This window comes from Humidesulfovibrio sp., from assembly GCF_035560995.1.
In the GTDB taxonomy this organism is placed as follows: Bacteria; Desulfobacterota; Desulfovibrionia; order Desulfovibrionales; family Desulfovibrionaceae; genus Humidesulfovibrio.
Genome location: NZ_DATMYK010000047.1, coordinates 1 through 2,204, shown reverse-complemented (window position 1 = coordinate 2,204; position 2,204 = coordinate 1). Strand labels below are relative to the sequence as shown.

The window sequence follows — 2,204 nt, the reverse complement described above, 5'->3', positions numbered from 1 at the left end:
ATTCGCCCTGCGGGTCCAGGGGGTGCATACCCCCTGGCGGGGCCTGGGGCAGCGCCCCAGCGGGGTCAAGGGGCGGCGCCCCTTGTTCTCTCCTTGCCCCGCCTCCCGGCCTCGGGTAAGCTCCGCGCCATGCGCATCCTGTTCCTGGGCGACATCGTGGGCCGACCGGGCCGCACGGCGGTCAAAAAGCACATCACGGCGATCCGAGCCGAGGTGGGCGCGGACCTCATCATGGCCAATGCGGAGAACGCTTCAGGCGGGCTGGGCCTTTCGGGCGATGGCGCGAAGGAACTGCTGAACGCCGGGCTCGACTTCCTCACCAGCGGCAACCACATCTGGAAATTCAAGGACATGCCCTCGTTCATGGGCCGAGAGGACAGGCTCATTCGCCCGGCCAATTACCCGCCGGGCTTGCCGGGCCGAGGCATGTTCGTGCTGCGGAAAGAGGGCCTGCCGCCGGTGGCGGTGCTGAACCTGTTGGGCCGCACCTTCATGCCTCCGGTAGACTGCCCGTTCCGCAAGGCGGACGAGCTGCTGGCCCAGTTGGACGCGGACGAGCCGGACGTGAAGATTCGACTGGTGGACTTCCACGCCGAGGCCACCAGCGAGAAGGCCGGCCTGGGCTGGCATCTGGACGGGCGCGTTTCGGCGGTGCTGGGCACGCACACGCACGTGCAGACCAATGACGCGCGGCTGCTGAAAAAAGGCACGGCCTTCATCACCGATCTTGGCATGAGCGGGCCGGTGGATTCCTGCCTGGGCATGAGCGTTGCGCCCATCCTGCGGAAGTTCTTGACGGCGGCCCCGGAACGGTTTGAAGTGGCGGACGGCCCTGTTGCCCTCAACGGAGCCTTCCTCGACATAGACGACACGAGCGGCCAGGCGCGGAACATCGCTGCCTGGCGTTTTGACGCAGACTAGGAAAACGGAGTGACGATGAACATTTTCGACGAACTGTCCTGGCGCGGCCTGGTGCATCAGGTTTCCGACGCCGAAGGCTTGCGCAAGTACCTCGATACCCCTGGCCAGGCCATGTACTGCGGCTTCGATCCCACGGCCGAAAGCCTGCACATCGGCAACCTCGTGCCGCTGCTTTCCCTGGTGCGCATGCTGCGCGCCGGGCACAAGCCCCTGTTTCTGCTCGGCGGGGCCACAGGCCTCATCGGCGACCCTTCCGGCAAGGACAAGGAGCGCGAGCTGTCCAACCAGGAGGCCGTGTCCGGCCGCGTGGCGCACATCAAGGCCCAGATCGAGGCCTTTGTGGAGCGCAACACCGGCCAGAAACCCACCGTGGTGAACAACCTCGACTGGGTCAAGAACATGAGCGCCATTGAACTGCTGCGCGACGTGGGCAAGTACTACACCGTCAACTGGATGCTCGGCAAAGATTCGGTCAAGGGCCGCATCGAGCGCGAGGAAGTGGGCATCTCCTACACGGAATTCAGCTACATGATCCTGCAGGGCTACGATTTCTACCACCTCTGCAAAGAGTATGGCTGCCGTTTGCAGATCGGCGGCGGCGACCAGTGGGGCAACATCACCGCGGGGACGGAGCTCATCCGCAAGAAGCAGGCGGGCGACGCGTTCGCGCTCACCTTCCCCCTCATCACCACGGCCTCGGGCAAAAAGTTCGGCAAGAGCGAAAAGGGCGCCATCTTCATGAGCGCCACCCACACCAGCCCCTACGCCTTCTACCAGTTCTGGATCAACACCGAGGACGCCGATGTTGTGCGTTTCCTCAAGTATTACACTTTCCTCACCCTGGAGGAGATCGACGCGCTGGCCGCCGAGATGGAGCGCGCCCCCCAGGAACGCGCCGCCCAGAAGGCGCTTGCCGCCGCCACCACCATCATGGTCCACGGCGAGGAGGAACTGGCCAAGGTCTTGGCCGCCACGGACGCGCTGTTCGGTAAGGGCGATCTGCGCTCCATCGACCACGGCACCCTGGCCGCGGCGCTGGAATCCGCGCCCGCGCGCGACTACCAGTTCAACGCCCTGCCCGACCTGGCGCAGCTCCTCGTGGACCTCGGCCTGTGCCCCTCCAAGGGCCAGGCCAGGAAGGACATTCAGGCCGGAGCCATCTCCATCAACGGCGACAAGGTCACCGAGGCCCGCGTCCTCACCGAGGCCGATTTCCTGGGCGAAGTGAACGCCACGTTTGGTGCGTTCTCCGTGCTGCGCAAAGGCAAGAAAAACTACGGGCT

2 protein-coding genes are annotated in these 2,204 nt (G+C 65.1%); both read left to right on the top strand.

What is annotated here, in order from left to right; genetic code table 11:
• Nucleotides 1-129: 129 nt before the first annotated feature.
• The gene (locus VN419_RS01620) at nucleotides 130-921 is read left to right on the top strand and encodes a TIGR00282 family metallophosphoesterase (RefSeq protein WP_325643744.1); all 792 of its coding nucleotides are present in this window, start codon (nucleotides 130-132) and stop codon (nucleotides 919-921) included.
• 15 nt (nucleotides 922-936) lie between these two features.
• On the top strand, nucleotides 937-2,204 hold a 1,268-nt coding region (gene tyrS / locus VN419_RS01615), incomplete at its 3' end, for a tyrosine--tRNA ligase (protein WP_325643746.1).

What these genes read in the sequence shown, in the direction of transcription:
- VN419_RS01620 (WP_325643744.1), top strand. Translation starts at nt 130, where the DNA reads ATGCGCATCCTGTTCCTGGGCGACATCGTGGGCCGACCGGGCCGCACG.